We start from the raw sequence: 21,092 nt of genomic DNA on the forward strand, positions 1-21,092 counted from the left end.
TTTTCATCTCCTTGGCCGGCGCTGAGGTGTGACAGCAACCGGTTTGAACTAAGTGCTTCGGTGTTGGGGGTGGACGGCTTCACGTCGCAATTGCTGCAGCAGCGCCGCGCTGCGGGTGGCCAGGCCAGTGCCGCTGATCCATGGGGTGATGGGCTTGCGGGCTGTGACGGGCTTGGCGGCTTGGGCATTCATGGGCTTCTTCATGGGGCTCTCCTGGTGGGTGGACAAAACAAATCAAACAAAACTGGCGGACAAAAACAAAACGGCCCGATTGCTTGCGCTCCGGGCCGTGATGGGGGTGAGAAACCTTGTAGGGGCGTCAACACTGCATCGCGGGGCCGGGCGGGCCGCCGATTCGGTTCGCGAATCGGTTGTGGAATACGTGGGTTGCTGTACCGTTGTGGCCCAGCGGGGCCGCACCATGGCGCAGCACGGCCTGCATCAGGGCAGACAAGCGTGTGGCGGGCCAGGTGGTCACGAGCAACAAAACGAACTCCGGGGTTAGGGTTGAAGGAACATGCTGCCCGGCTGAATCAAACAGCTTGGGCAACACACTTGCTCAGATGATAAACGATTGATTATCTTGCGCAAGCAAAATTTTCAGATCCGCTGAAAATTACTTCTTCTGTTTCAATGGTGCAACACCAGACTGCGAGCGCAGCCACAGCGCATGGGCGCTGTCGGCCGGGGTCGGTGCCGGTGCGGGCTTGGACACAGGTACCGCCTTGCCAGCAGACGGCTGCGGCGCCCGGGGGGCACCGGTTGCCGCAGGTGGGGGCGCCGAGCTGGCGGTGGGTGTCAGCACCTCGCCCAGCAAGTCCAGCAGCCGGGTGCGGGCCCGTTGCGGGTGGCGGCGGTAATAGGTCAGCACCAGGCCGACAATGAAACGTTCGTCGTCGTCCTGCGGCGCATGGCTGTCCGTGGCGGCTGACGCGCCCGCGAAAGGTGCCGGAGCAGGCGCACTGCCCAGCGGGGCCAGCCCAGGCGTCTGGCCGCCGCCGCGCCACTGGTCCATCCAGCCATGGGGTTTATGGCACAGCTGCTCGAACTGGCGCGCCAACCGCTCGCCAATCTGGCGCGAACGCGCCTTGATCTGGCTCCAATAGCTGGGTTGAATTTGCACGCGCTCGGCAAAACGCCGTTCCAGGCCGCGCAGGGTGGCGGCGTCAGGGTGTTTGACGGTGTTGCGCACAAACTCGTCAAACAGCGCCACCGCGTTTTCATAGCGGATCTGCGCCAAATCGGGAACGGGAGTCATCTAACCGGGCCTGCCCAAAGGCATTGCTTGAACAGGTGCCTATGATAAACCTGTCTTGCCCTGTTGGGTTAGGCTGCTGCATCCAAAAAGGTGAAATGCCCCACCGGGGGCACACCTCGCCTGGCCTCTGCGGCTTGCAGAGTGTGCGGCCACACCTGTACTGTAAACTGCCACCGGCAACCATGCTGCACAACCCCAGACCCAAAGACCGACCATGAGTGAAGCGCGCGCAGAGGCCACCCTGGGCGCGGGCACAGCGCTTGCCGGGCCAAGAGTCGCGGTCCTGCTGCCTTGCTACAACGAAGGCCTGACCATACGCAAGGTGGTGGCGGAATTCCAGTCGGCATTGCCCGGCGCTGCCATCTACGTGTACGACAACCGCTCTTCGGACAACACCTTCGACGAAGCGGTTGTCAGCGGCGCCATCGTCCGGCGCGAAAACTGGCCGGGCAAGGGCAATGTGGTGAGAAGGATGTTCTCAGACATCGACGCCGACATCTACCTGATGGCCGACGGCGACGGCACCTATGACGCCGGCATGGCAGCCACCATGATTGACCGCTTGGTGGAAGACCACCTGGACATGGTTGTCGGCACACGGCGTGACGTCTACGACAACGCCCACCGGGCCGGCCACGGCGTTGGCAACCGCTTGTTCAACAGCTTCTACCGCGGCCTGTTCGGCCCCTTGTTCAACGACATTTTTTCCGGTTACCGCGTGTTTTCGCGCCGCTTCGTCAAGAGCTTTCCGGCGGTCTCCGGCGGGTTCGAGATCGAGACCGAGATGTCAGTGCATGCCGTGCAACTGCGCATGCCGGTGGCCGAAGTGCCAACCGACTACGGCGCGCGGGTGGAGGGGAGCGCCAGCAAGCTGCGCACCGTGCGGGACGGTTTTCGCATCCTGATGACCTTCTTGCTGCTGTACAAGGAAATCCAGCCAGCGCGCTTTTTCGGCGTGCTGGCCGCTTTGCTGGTGGCCGGCGCTGCGGTGTTGGCGATTCCGCTGGCCGCCACCTACCTCGAAACCGGCCTGGTGCCACGCCTGCCGACCGCCGTGCTGGTGACGGGCATGGTGTTGCTGGGCGCCCTGCTGATGGTCAGCGGGCTGATTCTGGACAGTGTCGCGCGCGGCCGCCTGGAGCAAAAACGCATGTGGTACATCGCCAATTTCGGCTTGCTGAAGTAGCCCTCGTCCAGGCGCCCGAAAGCTCAAGCTCCGCCGCTTCAGCGCAGCGCCGAACGCGCCGTGGGCTCCAGCAACAGCGTCTGCAAGGGTGACTTCAAATGCCGGCCCAGCGCGGGCAGCACCTGGGTGGTCCAATGCCGCGAATGCAACAGACGCAACGCCACATCCTCGTGCAGGCTGGCGCTGGCGTGCCGGCACAGCCACACCAGCGCGTGCTCGCCTTCGCGCACCGGCAGACGCGGAAAGTTGTTGGCCGCATACTCGGTGTGCAGCACCGCCACCAGGTCGGCGCCGGCCTCTTGCAGCGCTGGTCGCAGCTGGTTGTTGAACAAGGCCAGCAACTCCGGCCCCGGCGGTTCGTTCAGCAGCGCGATGCTGGCGCTGATGCGCGATGACGGCAGTGCCGTGCTGCCCGCTGCCGGGCGCGTTGCCGGCGCGAAGCCGTCGCCCGGCACCAGCGGGCGCAGCAGCAGCACGTCGGAGGCATCGATCATGGTGGCGTTGGCGGCGTCGCGGTGGGTCTGCCATACCGGACCGCCATAGAACCCACTCAGCGCCTGGGCACGGGCCGGCATGCCGGCGAAACCGCGCAACCAGACGAAACGGTTGGCGTCCCCCGGCACGCGGAACTGGCCGATGATGCGCATGCCCTGGGCCTCCTGGCCTTCGAGGAATTCGCGGTCAAACAGCGTGATCAATTCATCGCGCCGGCCGGGATGCAATGTGTATTGGCGCAGTTCGTACACGCTGCAGTCATCCCCGGCAGCAGCAGGCCGCGTCGCCAGGGACTTGCGGGTGGGAGTTTGTGCGGCGCTCATGGGGTACGCGTCTCCACCATGAACCAGTTGGGCTTCCAGGTTTTGCCGCCGTCCTGGGAATAGGCCTGCTGCCACTTGGGGTGGTCGGTGGTGGTGTCGGTCCAGGTGTAGCGCACGCGCACCGGCCGGCCAGCGACCACGTCATCCCCCTCGAAGACACCCACGCCGTTGTCGAACTTTCCCACCACCGGCGGCATCAGCAAACCCGTGGCGCTGTCAATGCCACCCGTTTTGGGGCTGATCCAGTACAGGCTCCACAGGCCAGTTTCGGGGTTGAAGATGCGCATCGTCATGCCCATCCAGTTGGGCCGCCACTCGAGGGCGATGAAGGTGTCCAGGTTGCCAAATCCGCCCGGCATTTTGTGCACATGCGCGGTGCCGCTGAAGGTCACCCACACTGGATCGTCGTCAAACGGGTTGGTCAGGAGGCGGTTGTCCACATGCCAGCTGCCCATCTGGAAATCAAAATCGGCGCGGGCATTTTCAAACGGGCTGTCGGTGGTCACGGTGATCACGGGGTGGTCCTCGACGGGTAGGGTGTGAATGGGATCGGTCATGGCAACTCAGTGTTTGATGCGGGTTTCGACCATGAACCAGTTGGGCTTCCAGGTCTTGCCGCCGTCGAACGAGAAGGCTTGCTGCCACTTGGCCTGGTCGGGCGTGATGTCGTACCAGGTGTAGCGCACCCGCAGCGCCCGGCCGTTGATGACGTCGTCACCCTCGAAGATGCCCACGCCGTTCTCGAACTTGCCCACCACCGGTGGTGTCAGCGCGCCGGTGGCGCTGTCGATGCCGCCGGTCTGCGGGCTCAGCCAGTACAGGCTCCACAGGCCGGTCTCGCCGTTGAAGATGCGCAGCGTCATGCCCATCCAGTTGGGCCGCCAGCTGGGGGCCACGAAGGTATCGATGTTGCCGAAGCCGCCCGGCAGCTTTTCCATGTGCATGGTGGCGCTGAAGGTCTCCCAGGGGGAGTCTTCATCCAGCGGGCGCACCAGCTTGCGGTTTTCAATGTGCCAGTCACCGGGCAGGAAATCGAAATCAGCACGGCCTGGTTTCTCGGTGACAACGCCAGGGGCAGCGGGTTGGGTCATGGTGAGGTTCCTTGTGGTTGGGTTGGAGGACGAAGGGCTTGCGGGCTGGGCGGGCTGTTGCTGGCCAGACCAGGCCTGCGTGGCGGTCAACAGCGCTGCGGCCATCAGCAGCACGCCCATGGCGCGGGCGATCAGCCGCTGGTGTGTCAGCAAAAAGGCGCGCGCCCGCAGCGCCAGCGCGGCCACGGTGCCGTATACCGCGACCTGGGTCAGGGTGGTGATCAGCCCCAGCGCCAAGGTCTGCATCAGCAGCGACCGGGTGTCGCTGCGCACGAAGGCCGGGAACAGCGCGAAGGTGAAGGCATAGGCCTTGGGGTTCAGCAGGCAGGTGGTGACGGCGCGGCGGTACACGGCCAGGCCGGTCAGCGCGGGTTGCGGGGCGTTGGGGTCCGCCGCCTCGCCGGCGGCTGCGGCGCTGCGGTAGATGCCCCAACCCACCCACAGCAGGTACAGCGTACCGACGGCCAACATGACGCGAAACAGCGCCGGGAACATCACCATCAACGCCGCCATGCCGGTGGCGCCCACCGCCACATGGATGGCGCCACCGGTGGCGATGCCCGCCACCGAGCTGACAGCGCCGCGCTTGCCACCGGCCAGGCTGCTGGCCATCACATAGGCCATGTCCATGCCCGGCAGCAGGATGACGGCCAGCACGGCCAGGAAGTAAAGCCAGAGATCGGGGGCGGGTAAGGGTGCCATGCCACTGCTCCAAAAGAAGAGAACGTGTTGTTGAAGGGTCTGCTGGCAGTGTAGAAACGATATAGGTCAAAATCAGGCCTAATTCGGTCGCACAATTGCCACCATGGACAAACCCCTGCAACGCGTGCTGGCAGCACTCGAATTGCTGCAATCCCACCCCAGCCTGAGCGGCGCGCAACTGGCCCAACTGCTGGGCGTGGAGCGCCGCACCGTGCGCCGCTACATCGTGGAGCTGGAGAAATTCGGCGTGCCGATACGCGCCACGCGCGGGCGTGACGGCCACTACGCGCTGATGCCGGGCTACAAGCTGCCGCCCATGGTGTTCAGCAACGACGAGACGCTGGCCCTGTCCATCGGCCTGCGGGTGGCACGCGAGCTGGGCCTGAGCGACATGGCACCAGCCGTGGCCGCCGCCCAGGCCAAGCTGGACCGGGTGATGCCGCAGGCGCTGCGGCGCAAAATCGGCGACCTGAACGCGGTGGTGACGCTGGACCTGTCACGCCCGCAAGCCGAGGGCGGCAGCGAGTTCTTCGCCCAGATCACCCAGTGCGCCAGCGCCGCCCAGCGCCTGCGCATCAGCTACCGCGCGCCCGACGGCCGCGCCAGCGAGCGCGAGGTCAACCCGTATGGCCTGGGGTACCTATACGGCGCCTGGTACCTGGTGGGCTACTGCCATATGCGACACGACCTGCGCTCGTTCCGGCTGGATCGCGTGCAAGCGCTGGAGCCGCTGCCCAAGAGCTTCGCCAAGCCCGACAACTTCAACGTCGTCGAATACCTGCGCGAGGCCATCGCCGCCGTGCAGCGCGACCACACGGTGGTGGTGCGCTTCCCAGGCACCGACCTGGCCACCGCCCGCCGCGCCATCCCGGCCAGCCTGGGCAAGCTGACTGCGCAGCGCGGCGGCACGCGACTGGACATGCAGGCCGATGAGCTGAACTGGGTGGCGCGCGAACTGTCTAGGCTGAACTTCCCGTTCGTCATCGTTGAACCTGCCGAACTAAGGTCCGTGTTGGCGCGACACTTGCAACAAATGCTGCAAGCGCACGCACCTGCGAACTCCCGCACATAGGCCGAGATCGGGCCACTTTGGTTGGCGAGATCAGGCCGCCACGGCACTCCGCTCCGCGGCTGTCCCCCGGGCCTTCGGCCCTCCTCCTTGATGCCGCTGCGCAGAGTGCCATGACGTCCTGATCTCATTAGCCGGGTAGGTGTACCGACGTTCAATACAGCCAACCCACGCGCTGCCTTGTCTTTTCCCTCTACTGGGGGATTGGTGGATGCAGCACTGCCCCTTAGACTACGACAGGTAAAAGTCGACATGACGGTAATCACTGCGCCTGTAAAGATGCGCAGGTATTTGGGGCAGGCACACGATCGAAAACAGTCTTCCCCAATTCGGCTCACCATTCCTCGTGCGACCAAGTCATCCCGCACACAAGCGAGATATGTCAAAGTTCAGCGTCCCTACAGAAATGGAAGTATCCGTGAGTGCTTTTGGAGATCGAGTCCGGATCAAGGAGAGCTCAGAAACTGCTGCGGCAGGTATAGCCGGCCTGGAAGGCGATATTTACGGATTTACCACGCCATCAGTCACGAGCGTTGAGGTAATTGGCGGCGCTCCGGAGGATCACGCGCTCAACGTCTCCGTAGACAAAGGCACGTTCTGGCTCCGGCCAGATTTGGTCGAGTTTCTACATCACAACACTGGAATGGCAATCACCGTCGGGAATGTCAAAGCGGTTCGTGAATCAGATGGACGTTGGTCGGAGAGTCGAGTCTCCCAGAAGGAACCCAGCTTGTGGGCGCGGCTAAAGGCTTTCTTCACATGAATATGCCGCCGGAATCCTTCAAGCCATTTCGGCGTACTGGCGCCACGCACGCCAACGACCCCGATGTCGCTGGGGCGCGTGGCGGAGCGGAATCAAGGAGGAGGGCCGCAGGCCCGGGGGACATCCGCGTAGCCACGCGCACCAGCGGCATCGGCAGTTCACCAACCGGGCAACGAATAGCACCTGCTACCTTCACGAGGGAACGGGCTACCTCTCCAGCACAGCCTTCAACGCTTTGCCCGTAGGTGTGCCCAGCTTCACCACGCCCTCCGGCGTCGTGGCCGCCACGATCTGCCCGCCCGCATTGCCCCCCTCCGGTCCCAGGTCGATGACCCAGTCGGCCTCGGCGATCACGTCCAGGTCGTGCTCGATCACCAGCACACTGTGGCCGCCGTTGACCAGGCGGTGCAGCACATGGGTCAACTTTTCAACGTCGGCCATGTGCAGGCCCACCGTGGGCTCGTCCAGCACGTACAGCGTGTGCGGCGCCTTCTGGCCGCGCCGGGTGATGTCGTCGCGCACCTTGCTCAGCTCGGTCACCAGCTTGATGCGCTGGGCCTCGCCGCCGCTCAGCGTGGGTGACGGCTGGCCCAGCGTCAGGTAGCCCAGGCCCACGTCTTTCAGCAACTGCAGCGGGTGGCTGATGTTGGGCATGGCGGCGAAAAACTCCACCGCCTCGTCCACCTCCATCTGCAGCACGTCGCCGATGTTCTTGCCGCGCCAGGTCACGGCCTGGGTCTCGGGGTTGAAGCGGGCGCCGCGACAAGTCTCGCACAGCACCTTCACGTCCGGCAGGAAGCTCATGGCGATGGTGCGTATGCCCTGCCCTTCGCAACTGGGGCAACGGCCGTCGCCGGTGTTGAAGCTGAAGCGGTTGGCGGCGTAGCCGCGCGCCTTGGCCTCCAGCGTGTCGGCGAACAGCTTGCGTATCACGTCCCAGAAGCCGATGTAGGTAGCAGGACATGAACGCGGCGTCTTGCCGATCGGCGTCTGGTCCACCTCCAGCACCCGGTCCACGGTCTGGTAGCCATCCAGCCCGGTGCAGCCCACCCAGGTGGGAAACTTGCCTTTGGCCTGCGCATCGCGCCCGGCCTTGGTGGCACGCTGGCTGACGGCCGCCTGCACATTGGCCAGCAGCACGTCGCGCGCCAGCGTGGACTTGCCCGAACCGCTGACACCGGTGACCGCCACCAGGCGTTGCAAGGGCACCTGTACATCAACGTTGCGCAGGTTGTGCAGGTTGGCACCGGTCAGCTCCAGCCACGGTCTGCCGGCCTTGGCATCCGCCGCCGGCTTGCCCACTTCGCGGCGCGGGTGCAGCGGGTGCTTGATGGCATGCAGCAGGTAACGGCCGGTGACGGACTCGCCGGCCTTGGAAATATCGGCCACCGCCCCTTGCGCCACCACCCGGCCACCACGCTTGCCAGCGCTGGGGCCGATGTCGATGATGTGGTCGGCGCGGCGTATGGTGTCCTCGTCGTGCTCCACCACCACCAGCGTGTTGCCCTTGTCGCCCAGCTTGTGCAGGGCGTTGAGCAGGATCTGGTTGTCGCGCGCATGCAGGCCAATGGTGGGCTCGTCCAGCACGTAACACACGCCCTGCAGGTTGCTGCCCAGCTGCGCCGCCAGGCGTATGCGCTGGGCCTCGCCGCCGCTCAGCGTGGGGGCACCGCGGTCCAGCGTCAGGTAGCCCAGGCCGACCTCTTCCAGGAACTCCAGCCGGCTCTTGATCTCGGGCACCAGGTCGCGTGCGATGTCGGTCTCGCGGGCGCTCATGTGGCCCTGTTGCTGCAGCACCTGCACCCACTTGCGCACGTCCGTCACGGACAGGCTGGCAATGTCGGTGATGGGCACGCCGTCGGCCGCCGGTCCGGCGTCCACGTGCTCGTGGGCACCGAAGCGCACATGGCGCGCGGTGGCGTTCAGGCGCGTGCCGTGGCAGCCGGGGCAGGCGGCCTCGGTCAGGTCTTCCAGCTCGACTTCAGCAAAGGTCTGCTCGCGGCCCTTGTTGTCGTCATCGCGCACCGAGTCGTCCAGCGCCTTGCGCTGTTCCTTGGTCAGCGCAATGCCGGTGCCCACGCAGTCCGGGCACCAGCCATGCTTGCTGTTGTAGCTGAACAGGCGCGGGTCCAGCTCGGCATAGCTGGTGCTGCACACCGGGCAGGCACGCTTGGTGGAGTACACATGCAACTGGCCGATGCCGGCGGCCGGCGTGCCGGCCAGCATGGCCGCGCGCAGGCCGGTCAGGTCGCTGAGCACATGCACCACGCCCTTGCCGTGTTCCAGCGCCCGGGCCAGCGCCTGGCGCAACGCTTCTTCGTTCTCGGGCGTCACGTCCAGGCTGGCCACAGGCAACTCCACCGTGTGTTCCTTGAAGCGGTCGATGCGCGGGAAGCCGGTGGTGGGCAGGAAGTTGCCGTCCACCCGCAGGTGGGTGTAGCCACGTGGGCGCGCCCAATCCGCCAGCTCGGTGTAGACGCCCTTGCGATTCACCACCAGCGGGGCCAGCAGGCCAATGTGCTGGCCGCGGAAACGCTTCAGCAACTGCGCGGCAATGCTGTCTGCCGTCTGCGGCTGCACCGCCGTGCCGTCATGGATGCAGTGCTGCACGCCCAGCTTCACGTACAGCAGGCGCAGGAAGTGCCAGACCTCGGTGGTGGTGCCCACCGTGCTCTTGCGCCCGCCGCGTGACAAGCGCTGCTCGATCGCCACCGTGGGCGGTATGCCATAGACCGCGTCCACCTCCGGCCGGCCTGCCGGCTGCACGATGGAGCGCGCATAGGCGTTCAGCGACTCCAGGTAGCGCCGCTGCCCTTCGTTGAACAGGATGTCGAACGCCAGCGTGGATTTGCCGGAACCACTGACGCCAGTCACGACGCTGAACTTGCCGCGCGGGATGTTCACCGACAGCGACTTCAGGTTGTGCTCGCGCGCGTTGACGATCTGTATCGCATCGCCCGCGCCGCCGTCGACCGGCTCGGTCAGCCCGGCCTTGGCACGGCGCACCAGATCGCCGGCCTGCGTGCTGTCCGGCAATGCCGTGCTCTTGCGCAAGGGGGTGTAGACGCCATAGCCACCGCCGGCCGCCCAGGGGGCGCCCTTCTCCTGCACCTGGTCGCCGCCCAGGCCCAGGCTGTGGTCGTAGTCGCGCAATGCCTTGGCGGTGTGCGAACTGGGGTGCAGGCGCACCTCTTCTGGCGTGCCCTGGGCCACCAGCAGACCGCCAGCGGTGCCGCCTTCGGGCCCCAGGTCAATCAGCCAGTCGCTGGCGCGTATCACGTCCAGGTTGTGCTCGATCACCACCAGCGAGTGGCCGGCGTCCAGCAGCTTGCGCAAGGCGCGCATCAGCTTGGCGATGTCGTCGAAGTGCAGGCCGGTGGTGGGCTCGTCGAACATGAACAAGGTGCCGCGCCGCGCCGTGGCCTGTTTGCTGGCGCTGCTGGTGCGCGCCGCCTCGGCCAGAAAGCCCGCCAACTTGAGGCGCTGGGCCTCACCGCCAGACAGCGTGGGCACCGGCTGGCCCAGCTTCACATACTCCAGCCCCACGTCCACAATGGGTTGCAGCGCGCGCAGCACGTCGCGGTCCAGCGCAAACACGTCGGCAGCCTCGCTGACCGTCAGGGCCAGCACGTCCGCCACGTTGATGTGCCGGYCGCCGCGCTCCACCACCACCTCCAGGATCTCGGGCCGGTAGCGCTTGCCGTCGCAGTCCGGGCAGCGCAGATACACATCGCTCAAGAACTGCATCTCCACATGCTCGAAGCCGGAACCCCCGCAGGTGGGGCAGCGGCCGTCGCCGCTGTTGAAGCTGAACTTGGACGCCGTGTAGCCACGCTGTTTGGCCATCGGCGCGTTGGCGAAAATCTCGCGCACCGCGTCCCAGGCGCCGACATAGCTGACCGGGTTGGAGCGCGCCGTCTTGCCGATCGGCGACTGGTCCACAAACACCACCTCGCTGAGCTGCTCAGCGCCCAGCAGCCGGTCATGCGCGCCAGGCGTCTCGGTGGCCTTGCCGAAATGGCGCAGCAACGCCGGTGCCAGCACGTCCTGGATCAAGGTGGACTTGCCCGAGCCGCTGACGCCGGTGACGCACACCAACCGCTGCAGCGGGAAGCTGACGCTGATGTCCTGCAGGTTGTGCTCGCGCACGCCTTCCAGGATCAGCTTCGGCGTGCTGTCGGTCACCATGCGCTTGAAGCCCATGCCGACCTGCTTGCGCCCGCCAAGGTAGGCACCGGTCAGCGTGTCGGCGTCGCGCAAATCTTTCGTGCTGCCGTCGAACACGATGCGCCCGCCGCGCTCGCCGGGGCCGGGGCCCATGTCGATCATGCGGTCGGCGGCCAGCATCACGGCCGGGTCGTGCTCCACCACCACCAGCGTGTTGCCGGCGTCGCGCAGGCGCTGCATGGCCTGGATGATGCGGTCCATGTCGCGCGGGTGCAGGCCTATGCTGGGCTCGTCCAGCACAAACAGCGTGTTGACCAGCGAGGTGCCCAGCGCCGTGGTCAGGTTGATGCGCTGCACTTCGCCGCCGGACAGCGTGCGGCTTTGCCGGTCCAGTGTCAGGTAGCCGATGCCGACGTCGTTCAAATACTTCAGACGGGTGGTGATTTCCTCGAACAGCAGCTTCAACGCCTTGGCGTCGGCCTGTGCGGTGGTGGGTGCGCCCTTGTCGCTGCCCATGTCCGCATCGCCCAGGTTGGCGCGCTCCATGGCCCGAAAGAAACCCTGCAGCTTGCTGATGGGCAACTGCATCAGGTCGTGCAGGCACAGGCCCGGCAGTGCCTCCAGCTGCGCGCGCGTCCAGCCCTTGGCCGCAACACCGGTGCCCTGTGGCATGAAGCGTTGCGCGGGCGGCAACACGGCGTCGGCATCTGCCTTGCTGCCGATGCGCCACAGCAGGCTTTCCAGTTTCAGACGCGCACTGTTGCAGGTAGGGCACGGCGTGTAGCTGCGGTATTTGGACAGCAGCACGCGGATGTGCATCTTGTAGGCCTTGCTCTCCAGGTACTCGAAGAAGCGCTTGATGCCGTACCAGTGCTTGCCCCATTTGCCGTTCCAGTTCGGCGAACCGTTGATGACCCAGTCCTTGTGCTCCGGCGTCAGCTTGTTCCACGGCGTGTCGCGCGGGATGCCCGCCTGCTCGCCGTAGCGCATCAGGTCGTCCTGGTTCTCGGCCCAGGCGGGGGTCTGGAAAATCTTGATGGCGCCGGCGCGCAGCGTCAGCTTGTCGTTGGGGATCACCAGGCCGTAGTCGACGCCGATCACGCGGCCAAAACCGCGGCAGGTGTCGCAGGCGCCCACCGCCGAGTTGAACGAAAACATCGAGGCGATGGGGTCGGCATAGCGCAGATCGCTCTCCGGGCAATGCAGGCCGGTGGAGAAGCGCCAGATGACGGGTTCCGGCGCCTCACCGCCTTCCGGTGCTTCTGGCAAGTCGTAAACGTTGAGCCGGCCGCTGCCGCGCTTCAGCGCCACCTCGATGGCCTCGATGACGCGCGACTTTTCCACTTGCCCCAGCCGGAAGCGGTCTGCCACCACGTCCAGCAGCTTGTGCGGCCCGGTGGGCGTGGCGACCTCGCGCTGCGCCTGCACGCGGGTGTAACCGCTGGCCGACAGCCACAGCGCCATTTCCTCCTGGCTGGTGTTGCCTGGCAGCTCCACCGGGAAGGTCAGCGCCAGGCGGTTGTCCTTGCCGGCATTGCGGGCTACCAACTGCCCGTAGATGGTCTCCGGCGTGTCGTGCTGCACCGGGGCGGCAGTGACGCGGTCGAACAGCGCGGCTGAACGGGCGAACAACAGCTTCAGGTGGTCGTTGATCTCGGTCATCGTGCCCACGGTGGAGCGCGATGAACGCACCGGGTTGGTCTGGTCGATGGCGATGGCCGGCGGCACGCCTTCCATGCGGTCCACCGCCGGCTTGTCCATGCGGTCCAGGAACTGGCGTGCATAGGCCGAGAAGGTTTCCACATAGCGCCGCTGGCCTTCGGCGTACAGGGTGTCAAACACCAGGCTGGATTTGCCCGAGCCGCTGGGGCCGGTGACCACCGTCAATTCGCCGGTGCGGAAGTCGATGTCGAGGTTTTTGAGATTGTGCTGACGCGCTCCGCGTATGCGGATGTAACCCTGGGCCATGAGTGCAGGTCTTTCTAGTGAGGCCAAACATTCTAGGCTTTGGAAATTACCCCTGCATTGCGCTGACCGGAAACGCCTTGCAACAAAAAAAGCCCCGCGCGGAGCTTTTTACCCGGGTGACCCGGGTGATGCAAATCGGGACGGTTACCCTTTTAGCGCCGCCTCTAACGCCATCGTCTCTCGCACGCCAACAGCGTCCTGTATCTTGGGAAACAGCGCCAGCAATTCATCGTAGCCGCTGGCCGCCTCCACCGCCAGATTGAGCCGGAAGCCGCGCAACCCCAGCCCCGACACCAGCTTGACGGCCAGCGGGTAGGCATCCTGGTAGCGCTGGCCCGGCGTGCGCAGACCGGCAGGGCCTGCGGCCGGGGCATTGGCGCCTGCGGATGCGGGCTCGCCGACGGCAACCGACTCGCCGGCCACGTCAGGGGTCTGGCTTGGTGCAGCAGCGGGCTGGCCCGGTGCTCTCGCCACCGCCCCGCTGGGTTCCAGAAAACCTTGGGCCACCAGGTGCTCGATGTCCGCGGCGGTCACGCCCAGGCCGGCCACCGCCTGCAGCACGGTATCCAAAGGCTTCACACCATCGAACATCAGGAAGGCGGCGCGCTGTCGGGCCGACAGCAGAGGCGACCTCTCCTTGAAAGCCTGCTGACCTGCCTGTGTTTTCGCGTAACGCATATTGTTTGGCAACCTGTGTCTTCCCCAAGGGCCAACGCCGACATGAACCGCCGACGCTGCGTTCGGCATTATGAGCGCCGGAACGCGCTCTGGGCAAATTGGGGCAATCCATAGCACCCAGCCAAGAAAAAAGGCCCCCGAGGGGGCCTTTGGTCGCTCGCCAGGCCACGCCATCAGCGGCGCAGGCCAGGAAAGGGCACGGAATCGTCAGTCGTTGGCGTAGATGTCCACGTCCTTGGTCTCCTTGATGAACAGCATGCCGATGATGAATGTGCCGGCTGCCACGATCACCGGGTACCACAGCCCGTAGAAGATGTCGCCGGTGGCCGCCACCATGGCAAATGCGGTGGTGGGCAGCAAGCCGCCAAACCAGCCATTGCCAATGTGGTAGGGCAGGCTCATCGAGGTGTAGCGGATGCGGGTGGGGAACATCTCGACCAACATCGCGGCAATCGGCCCGTACACCATGGTCACCAGAATCACCAGGTAGACCAAGATCACCAGCACCATGACTGTGTTCATGGCCTTGTCGTCCGCCTTGGCGGTCAGGCCGGCGCCCTTGGCCGCATCGGTCACAGCCTTCTTGAATTCGGCGATGGCTTTGCCGCTCTCGGCTGAGAAGGCGTCACGCTTGTCATTCAAGGTGGCGGTCAACGACGGAATGACCTTGTCACCAATCGTGATGGTGGCATTGGTTCCGGCGGGCGCCGCCACATTCTTGTAAGGAATGTAGTTCTCGGTCAGGGTACGCTTGGCGATGTCACAAGAGGTGGTGAAATCGATCGGCCGCGCAATCGGGCTGCCCTGGAACGAGCACTGGCTCGGATCGGCGGTGATAGACACATGCGATGTTTGCTGCGCCTTGACCAATGCCGGGTTGGCGTAATTCAGCAGCATCGGGAAGACGGTGAAGTACGTCAGCGCAGCCAGCAGGCAGCCCGCCATGATGATGATTTTCCGGCCAATCTTGTCCGACAGCGCGCCGAACACGATGAAGAACGGCGTGCCGATCACCAGCGACGCGGCGATCAGCAGGTTGGCCGTCTTGGCGTCCACCTTGGCAATGGACAGCAGGAAAAACAACGCGTAGAACTGGCCGGTATACCAGACCACGGCCTGGCCGGCGGTCAGGCCCACCAACGCCAGGATCACGATCTTCAGGTTCTTCCACTGGCCGAAGGATTCGCTCAGCGGCGCCTTGGATGTCTTGCCCTCAGCCTTCATCTTGGCAAAAGCCGGCGACTCGTTCATGCTCAAACGGATGTAGACCGAGACGGCCAGCAGCAGGATGGACAGCAGGAAGGGAATGCGCCAACCCCAGGTGTCGAACTCACCCTCCAGCATGGTGCGGCAGACCAGAATCACGATCAGCGACAGGAACAGACCCAGCGTGGCCGTGGTCTGAATCCAGGCGGTGTAGGCACCGCGCTTGCCGTGCGGCGCATGCTCGGCCACATAGGTGGCAGCACCGCCGTACTCGCCGCCCAGCGCCAGGCCCTGCAGCATGCGCAAGGCCACCAGGATGACCGGCGCCGCCAAGCCTATGGAGGCGTAACTGGGCAGACAACCGACGATGAAGGTCGAGGTGCCCATGATCAGGATGGTGACCAGGAAGGTGTATTTGCGGCCGATCATGTCCCCCAGCCGGCCAAACACCAGGGCGCCGAAAGGCCGCACCAGGAAGCCGGCGGCAAACGCCAGCAAGGCAAAAATGTAGGCAGACGTGGGATCCAATGCACTGAAGAACTGCTTGGCGATGATCGGCGCCAAAGAGCCGTACAGGTAAAAGTCATACCACTCGAACACGGTGCCCAGCGACGAGGCGAAGATAACCTTCTTCTCCTCGCCAGACATGGGACGCGGCGCTGCTGTTGCCATAGATTTGTCTCCAAAGGTTTGTGACCCCCGAGCGGGGCTGTGGCGCATTGTTCGGCCCGGCCCTGACCCCGCTCTGACGTGTAGCCAACGCAAGCTGACAAACTAGGTAGCAACCCGAACAAGTGCTGCCGGTATGTGAAATATGACAGCCTCAGCGCCATGCTGCGCTGCACCCAAGATCTACGGGCTTGTCAGGTTTTGCGGCTGATGCCGGTCGGCAACTGGCGCGCCGCCTGCCAATCGGCACCCTCAAACCAGGCATCGCCGGCCAGGTAGTCGCGCAGCATGGGCAGCGCGTCGAAGCCCCAGAACAGCTTGTCGTCCACCGCGAAGGTAGGCACACCAAAGGCGCCCAGCGCCAGCGCCTCGTCGCTGTTGGCTTTCAACTGCGCCTTGACCTCGTCGCTGTTGACATCACGCGCTGGCGCCAGCGCGGTGGTGACGGCTTGCAGGCGCGCCGCGTCGGCGGCGTCTTCACCGCTCTGCCACACATGGCGAAACAGCGTCTCGCACACCAGGCGGTTCGGCTGCCCCTGCGCTTGGCAGGCCACGGCCAGCCGCAGCAACGGCAAGGGGTTGAAGGGGTGGGCGGCGGGCAAGCGCAGGGCCAAGCCCAGCTTGTGCGCCTGCCACAGCACCTGGCGGTAGGTCCAGTCGCGCTTGGGCGCGATCTCGGCCGGCCCCAGCTGGCCGTGCTGCTTCAGCATGGCGGCAAACAGCACCGGCTTGTGGGTGACGCTGTAGCTGTGCCCCATCAGCGCCTGCGGCAGCTGTTCGAACGCCAGGTAGGCATAGGGCGAGATGAAGTCCAGGTAGAAGGTGATGTGTTTCATGAGGTTTGCTGCGCCAATCCGGCGCGCTGTGCGATGCTTTGCCACACCTGCCGCTTGGCCGCATCGTCCATGCGCGACCAGCCGGCGATCTCTTCAATGCTGCGCAAGCACCCCCCGCACAGGCCGGTGGCGGCCACCATGGCGCACACCGAGATGCAAGGCGATGGCAACTGCTCGGCACAGGCCAAGGCATGGGCCACGCGTGTTGCCAGGGCGTCGGTCACGGTCCCCGCCGTCATGCAGACACCCCCTGTGTCACGTCGGCCAGCGGCGCGCCACCGGTCAAATGCACCAGGTCTTGCGGCGCCAGCTTGAAGACGCCATGCGGGTGGCCGGCGGCCGCCCAGATCTCTTCAAAGCGCAGCAACTCGCGGTCGATCAGCGTGACGCAGCGCGTGGCATGCGCCAGCGGCGCCACGCCGCCGATGGAGAAACCGGTGGCGGCCTTGACGAATTCGGCGTCAGCCCGGCCCAGCTTGCCCAACAACGCCTCCACCTTCTTTTCGTCTACGCGCTTGTCGCCAGAGGTCACCACCAGTACCGCCGCGTCATCGGCCTTGCGGCGGAAAATAATGCTCTTGGCAATCTGGCCCACGCCTATACCCAGCGCATCGGCCGCCTGCTGCGCAGTGCGCGCGGCGTCGTCCAGCATCACGGGGGCATGGGGGTGGCCCAGGGCCTGCAGGGCTGCCACCACGCGGCGCACGCCCTCGGGCAGGGCTTGGAGTTCGCTACCACACATGTTCTTTTCGGTGTCCATTCAGGGGTTGGGATTCAAGGGCTCACGTGACGCGTTTGGCCAGCAGGGCCTTGGCCACGCGCGAGCCATTGGCGCGCTGCAAAAAGTCGCTGATGTACTGGCCAGCGTCAATCAGCTTGTCCAGGTCAATGCCGGTGTCTATGCCCATGCCGTGCAGCAGGTAGACCACGTCCTCGGTGGCCACGTTGCCGGTGGCACCCTTGGCATAGGGGCAGCCGCCCAGGCCGGACACCGAGGCGTCAAACTGCCACACACCCATCTCCAGGCAGGCCAGCGTGTTGCTCAGCGCCTGGCCGTAGGTGTCGTGAAAGTGGCCGGAGACATCGCTCAAATCGTAGTGCTTCAGCGCCGCTTCCATCGCCCGCTGCACCTTGCGCGGCGTGCCCACGCCTATGGTATCGGCCACGCCCACGTGCTGCACGCCGATGTCTTTCAGCAGCCTTGCCACCATCTCCACCCGCTCGGGCGCCACCTCGCCTTCGTAGGGGCAGCCCACCGCGCAGGAGATGGCGCCCCGCACGTGGATGTTGGCCGCCTGCGCCGCCTGCACCACCAGGCGGAAGCGCTCAATGCTCTCGGCAATGGAGCAATTGATGTTGCGCTGGCTGAAGGCTTCGCTGGCGGCGGCGAACACCACCACCTCGTCAGGCTGGGTCTTCAACGCCGCTTCAAAGCCCTGCATGTTGGGCGTCAGCACCGAATACTGGATGTCGTCGCGCCGCTGCAGGCCGGCCATCACCTCGGCGTTGTCGGCCATCTGCGGCACCCACTTGGGCGACACGAAACTGGTGACCTCGATGTGCTTCAGGCCGGCGTCTTGCAGGCGGTGCACCAGCTCCACCTTGACCGCGGCCGGCACCGCCTGCTTTTCGTTTTGCAGGCCGTCGCGCGGGCCCACGTCAACGATCTTGACTTTGGTCGGGATGCCCATGGTGTTCCTTCAATAGCCCACTGTTCTGTCAACGATACCCGCGATCGGCTGGCCCTGCTGCAGGGCCAGCATCTTGCCCACGATCTGGTTGATGCTTTCACGCCGCAGCGTGCGCGCCGAGCTGTGCGGCGTGATGGTGATTTTCGGATGGCTCCAGAACGGGTGGTCGGCCGGCAGCGGCTCCTGGCGGAACACGTCCAGCGCGGCACCGGCCAGGTGGCCGCTGTCCAGCAGCGTCAGCAAGTCTTCTTCCACCAGGTGCGCGCCGCGTGCCACGTTGATCAGATAGCCTTCAGGCTTCAGCCTTGACAACGTTTCCAGCCGCAGCACGTCGCGGGTGTCGGCCGTCAGCGGCAACAGGCACACCAGGATGCGGCTGGAAGCCAGAAAATCATTCATCTGCTCGGCACCGGCAAAGCAGCGCACGCCGGGAATGACTTTGGGCGACCGACTCCAGCCCAGCACCGGGAACTCAAACTGCTGCAACGCCTGCGCGACGCGCTGGCCCAGCACGCCCAGGCCCATGATGCCCACCGGGAAATCCGCCCGGTCGTTAGGGCGGCGGTAGGCCCATTTTCCCGCCTTGACCTCGGCTTGCTCAATGTCGAAATCGCGGAAGTGCCGGCTCACCGCGTGGCACACGTACTCGGCCATCTGCACCGACATGCCGGCATCGTCCAGCCGCACGACCAACGTGTTCGTCGGCAGCGTCAATTTCATGAGCGCGTCCACACCGGCGCCAATGTTGAACAGGGCCTTCAACTGCGGTTGCTCATTCAGAAACTGCTGCGGCGGCGCCCACACCACCGCATAGTCGGCCGGTGGCGCGCCGGGGGACCACAGTGTCACCTCCGCCTGCGGCAAGGCGGTGCGCAGGCCTTCCAGCCACGGATCGGGCTTGGTGTCGGTGCAACAGAAGCTGATGCGCATGGGCTCGTCCGTCATGCAGACAGTTTCAACAATTCAGCCCCCTCCGTCACCTGGTCGCCGGGCGCGTACAGCAGTTCCACCACCGTGCCATCGGCTGGGGCGGCGATGGTGTGCTCCATCTTCATCGCGTCCATCACCGCCAGAGCCTGGCCACGCTTGACCACGTCCCCTGCCTTGACGGCGAAGGACACCACCTTGCCCGGCATGGGCGCGGTCAGCCGCCCACCCTCGGCCTGGGCCTCGCCGGCATGGGCCAACGCGTCCACCACGGTGATCTGCGTCGCGCCGGAGCGGCCGAACACATGGTTGACCTCACCACTGTGGTACACGCTGACACGCTGGCGCTGGCCCTGGAACTGCACGTCCAGCATGGCACCGGCGCTGCTAAACACCAGCGGCCCGGCCACCTCGCCCATCGCCAGTTGCAGGCCCCCATCGTGCAGGTAGCTGAGGTGGGCCACCAGCGCTTCGCCGTGAAATTTGAAATCGAACCGGCGCCGGGTCACGCCGTGCGCGCGCCAGCTGTCGCGGCGCGACCAGGGGTCAATCCAGCCCTGCTGCGCTGCCTGGCGCTCCAACTGCTGCTCACCGGCCAGCACATGGGCCACGGCGCAGGCCACGGTGAAGGCTTGGCCCAGCTTTTCCTGCTTGAACAGCACGGCGGCTTCGCGAGGGATCAGCGCCGTGTCCAGGTCCGCCTGGCTGAAGGAGGTGCTGTGCACCACGTGGCGCAGGAACTGCACATTGGTCGCCAGGCCCACGATGTGGGTGGCAGCCAGCGCGGCATCCAGCCGGGAGAGCGCCTGCTCGCGCGTGTCGCCATGCACGATGAGCTTGGCGACCATGGAGTCATAAAACGGCGAAATGGCGTCGCCCTCGCGCACGCCAGCGTCTATGCGCACCGGCGCGGCATCATGGAAAGGCTGGCCATCCGCGTTGCGGCTGAAGGCCACGTGGGCCGGCCAGCGCGCCACCTGCAGCGTGCCGGTGGCCGGCAGGAAGTTGTTGTCCGGGTTCTCGGCGCAGATGCGCGCCTCAATGGCATGGCCGCTGATCTGCAACTCTTCCTGCCTCATCGGCAGCGGCTCACCGCTGGCCACGCGCAGCTGCCATTCCACCAGGTCCTGACCGGTGATGGCCTCGGTCACCGGGTGCTCCACCTGCAGGCGCGTGTTCATCTCCATGAAGAAGAAGCGCATGCTGCCGTCCGCCGCCTGCTCGACGATGAATTCCACCGTGCCGGCACCGACGTAGTTGACGGCACGGGCCGCCGCCACCGCCGCCTGGCCCATCTGGGCGCGCAGCTCCGGCGTCATGCCGGGCGCCGGGGCTTCTTCCAGCACCTTCTGGTGCCGGCGCTGCACCGAGCAGTCGCGCTCGAACAGGTAGACGCAGTTGCCCTGGGTGTCGCCAAACACCTGGATCTCGATGTGGCGCGGGCGCTGCACGTATTTTTCGACCAGCACCGCGTCGTCGCCAAAGCTGTTGGTGGCCTCGCGCTTGCAGGACGCCAGCGCGGCGTCAAAGTCTTGCGCCTTGTCCACCGCGCGCATGCCCTTGCCGCCGCCGCCGGCGCTGGCCTTGATCAGCACCGGGTAACCGATGCGGTCGGCCTCGCGCTTCAGCAGCGCCGGGTCTTGGTCGGCGCCGTGGTAGCCCGGCACCAGTGGCACCCCGGCCTTCTCCATCAGCTGCTTGGACTCGGCCTTCAGCCCCATCGCCTGGATGGCCGAGGCCGGCGGACCGATGAACACCAGGCCGGCGCTGGCGCAGGCCTGGGCAAACTCTTCGTTCTCGCTCAAAAAGCCGTAGCCCGGGTGCACTGCCTGCGCACCGGTGGCGCGCGCCGCGTCCAGGATGCGCTGCCACTGCAGGTAGCTGTCCTTGGGCGCGCTGCCGCCGATGTGCACCGCCTCGTCGCACACGCCGACATGCTTGGCCCGGGCGTCGGCGTCGGAATACACGGCCACCGTCTTGATGCCCATGCGCTTGGCCGTGGCGGCCACGCGGCAGGCGATCTCGCCGCGGTTGGCAATCAGTATCTTGTCAAACATCACATC

17 protein-coding genes are annotated in these 21,092 nt (G+C 65.5%); 3 read left to right on the forward strand and 14 right to left on the reverse strand.

Annotation, left to right across the window (positions count from 1 at the left end):
• Positions 1-48: 48 nt before the first annotated feature.
• Positions 49-204 (reverse strand): hypothetical protein, encoded by a 156-nt coding sequence (locus AC1DX2_RS20735; protein ID WP_477198294.1) that lies wholly within the window; start codon positions 202-204, stop codon positions 49-51.
• A 412-nt stretch (positions 205-616) separates the two neighbouring features.
• Entirely contained in the window at positions 617-1,258 is a 642-nt protein-coding gene (locus tag AC1DX2_RS20740) for a hypothetical protein (protein ID WP_477198295.1), read from the reverse strand.
• A 214-nt stretch (positions 1,259-1,472) separates the two neighbouring features.
• On the opposite strand from AC1DX2_RS20740, the gene AC1DX2_RS20745 reads away from it, so the two are divergent.
• A complete protein-coding gene (locus AC1DX2_RS20745) occupies positions 1,473-2,444 on the forward strand; it encodes a glycosyltransferase (RefSeq protein WP_477198296.1) in 972 nt (323 codons plus the stop codon).
• Positions 2,445-2,482: 38 nt separating this feature from the next.
• Here the strand turns inward: AC1DX2_RS20745 and AC1DX2_RS20750 are convergent, their stop codons facing one another.
• The 3 genes from AC1DX2_RS20750 to AC1DX2_RS20760 are packed head-to-tail and all read right to left on the reverse strand — an operon-like array spanning position 2,483 to position 5,055.
• A complete protein-coding gene (locus tag AC1DX2_RS20750; RefSeq protein ID WP_477198297.1) occupies positions 2,483-3,262 on the reverse strand; it encodes an NIPSNAP family protein in 780 nt (259 codons plus the stop codon).
• Entirely contained in the window at positions 3,259-3,819 is a 561-nt protein-coding gene (locus AC1DX2_RS20755) for a hypothetical protein (RefSeq protein WP_477198298.1), read from the reverse strand. Before AC1DX2_RS20755 ends, AC1DX2_RS20750 begins: the two co-directional genes overlap by 4 nt.
• Before the next feature lie 6 nt (positions 3,820-3,825).
• Entirely contained in the window at positions 3,826-5,055 is a 1,230-nt protein-coding gene (locus AC1DX2_RS20760) for a LysE family translocator (RefSeq protein WP_477198299.1), read from the reverse strand.
• A 103-nt stretch (positions 5,056-5,158) separates the two neighbouring features.
• On the opposite strand from AC1DX2_RS20760, the gene AC1DX2_RS20765 reads away from it, so the two are divergent.
• Complete coding sequence (locus AC1DX2_RS20765) at positions 5,159-6,127, forward strand: helix-turn-helix transcriptional regulator (protein WP_477198300.1); 969 nt, start codon at positions 5,159-5,161, stop codon at positions 6,125-6,127.
• A gap of 403 nt (positions 6,128-6,530) precedes the next feature.
• On the forward strand, positions 6,531-6,887 hold the full coding sequence (locus AC1DX2_RS20770; protein WP_477198301.1) for a hypothetical protein: 357 nt from the start codon (positions 6,531-6,533) through the stop codon (positions 6,885-6,887).
• A 207-nt stretch (positions 6,888-7,094) separates the two neighbouring features.
• Here the strand turns inward: AC1DX2_RS20770 and uvrA are convergent, their stop codons facing one another.
• The 9 genes from uvrA to AC1DX2_RS20815 form a co-directional block, all read right to left on the reverse strand.
• Positions 7,095-13,022, reverse strand: coding sequence for an excinuclease ABC subunit UvrA (uvrA, locus tag AC1DX2_RS20775; RefSeq protein WP_477198302.1), 5,928 nt, complete (start codon positions 13,020-13,022; stop codon positions 7,095-7,097).
• A 144-nt stretch (positions 13,023-13,166) separates the two neighbouring features.
• On the reverse strand, positions 13,167-13,700 hold the full coding sequence (locus AC1DX2_RS20780; protein WP_477198303.1) for a hypothetical protein: 534 nt from the start codon (positions 13,698-13,700) through the stop codon (positions 13,167-13,169).
• A gap of 207 nt (positions 13,701-13,907) precedes the next feature.
• Positions 13,908-15,578 carry an MFS transporter gene (locus AC1DX2_RS20785; RefSeq protein ID WP_477198304.1) on the reverse strand — a complete coding sequence of 557 codons (1,671 nt, stop codon included), beginning with the start codon at positions 15,576-15,578 and terminating at the stop codon, positions 13,908-13,910.
• Between the two features lie 191 nt (positions 15,579-15,769).
• Positions 15,770-16,411 carry a 2-hydroxychromene-2-carboxylate isomerase gene (locus AC1DX2_RS20790; RefSeq protein ID WP_477198305.1) on the reverse strand — a complete coding sequence of 214 codons (642 nt, stop codon included), beginning with the start codon at positions 16,409-16,411 and terminating at the stop codon, positions 15,770-15,772.
• Entirely contained in the window at positions 16,408-16,650 is a 243-nt protein-coding gene (locus tag AC1DX2_RS20795; RefSeq protein WP_477198306.1) for a DUF1289 domain-containing protein, read from the reverse strand. Before AC1DX2_RS20795 ends, AC1DX2_RS20790 begins: the two co-directional genes overlap by 4 nt.
• Positions 16,647-17,153: a YbaK/EbsC family protein gene (locus AC1DX2_RS20800; protein WP_477198391.1), complete on the reverse strand. Its 507-nt coding sequence runs from the start codon at positions 17,151-17,153 to the stop codon at positions 16,647-16,649. The genes AC1DX2_RS20795 and AC1DX2_RS20800 overlap by 4 nt, the downstream gene beginning before the upstream one ends.
• Positions 17,154-17,193: 40 nt before the next feature.
• A complete protein-coding gene (locus AC1DX2_RS20805; protein WP_477198307.1) occupies positions 17,194-18,102 on the reverse strand; it encodes a hydroxymethylglutaryl-CoA lyase in 909 nt (302 codons plus the stop codon).
• Between the two features lie 9 nt (positions 18,103-18,111).
• Positions 18,112-19,032: a 2-hydroxyacid dehydrogenase gene (locus AC1DX2_RS20810; protein ID WP_477198392.1), complete on the reverse strand. Its 921-nt coding sequence runs from the start codon at positions 19,030-19,032 to the stop codon at positions 18,112-18,114.
• Positions 19,033-19,043: 11 nt separating this feature from the next.
• Positions 19,044-21,086, reverse strand: coding sequence for an acetyl/propionyl/methylcrotonyl-CoA carboxylase subunit alpha (locus tag AC1DX2_RS20815; protein WP_477198308.1), 2,043 nt, complete (start codon positions 21,084-21,086; stop codon positions 19,044-19,046).
• Between the last annotated feature and the right edge of the window lie 6 nt (positions 21,087-21,092).

Source organism: Hylemonella sp. P2_B10, assembly GCF_056404875.1.